Raw genomic sequence first — 683 nt, 5'->3', positions numbered from 1 at the left:
CTCCCGCACCACGTGTGATGTTCAGCCGTTGTACTCGCTCACGACGTCCACGACCCAGACGACGCCGAAGCGGTCCCTGAGCATGCCGTAGAGCGGGGCCCACTGCGCGGGACCCAGCGGCTGCACGACGGTGGCGCCCTCGGAGAGCTTGTCCCAGTACGCGGTGATCTCCTGCGCGCTCTCGCCACGCAGGGAGAGGAAGAAGGAGTTCTCGCCCTGGTTCCACCGCATCTGCGAGGGCACGTCGTAGGCCATCACGTGGAAGCCGTTGTCGGCGAGCACCTGGCCCCACATCACCCGGTCCGCCTCGGCGGGGTCCTGCACGCTCCCGGCGTCCTTGTAGGTGACGACGGCGAGGTCACCACCGAAAACGGACTGGTAGAACTCCAGCGCCGCGCGGGCGTCGCCACGGAAGTTCAGATGAGTCACGGACTTGACGGCCATATTCGGCTCCTGACCATTGATTGTCGTTTCTGGACGCCGTTGTCCGGCGCGAGACAACAGTCACAGGGGAAGAGGTCAGGTTGTGGCCGCTTCTTGCGGCAGTATTGGGCCATGCCGAAGACCTCCGCGCGACTGCTGGCGTTGCTCTCGCTGCTCCAGGCACGCAGGGACTGGCCGGGGGCACTGCTGGCCGAACGGCTGGACATCAGTGCGCGTACCGTCCGCCGGGACGTCGACCG

At 66.5% G+C, this 683-nt stretch carries 2 protein-coding genes; one reads left to right on the top strand and one right to left on the bottom strand.

Annotation, left to right across the window (positions count from 1 at the left end):
* Positions 1-21: 21 nt before the first annotated feature.
* On the bottom strand, positions 22-444 hold the full coding sequence (locus Mth01_RS29415; RefSeq protein WP_204019222.1) for a VOC family protein: 423 nt from the start codon (positions 442-444) through the stop codon (positions 22-24).
* 111 nt (positions 445-555) lie between these two features.
* On the opposite strand from Mth01_RS29415, the gene Mth01_RS29410 reads away from it, so the two are divergent.
* On the top strand, positions 556-683 hold a 128-nt coding region (locus Mth01_RS29410; protein WP_204019223.1), incomplete at its 3' end, for an HTH domain-containing protein.

The sequence above is a fragment of the Sphaerimonospora thailandensis genome, from assembly GCF_016863115.1.
Taxonomy (GTDB): Bacteria; Actinomycetota; Actinomycetes; order Streptosporangiales; family Streptosporangiaceae; genus Sphaerimonospora; species Sphaerimonospora cavernae.
This window is presented reverse-complemented; position numbering and strand designations above follow the sequence as displayed.

Coding starts and splice junctions, on each gene's coding strand:
- Mth01_RS29415 (WP_204019222.1), bottom strand. CDS start 444: ATGGCCGTCAAGTCCGTGACTCATCTGAACTTCCGTGGCGACGCCCGC.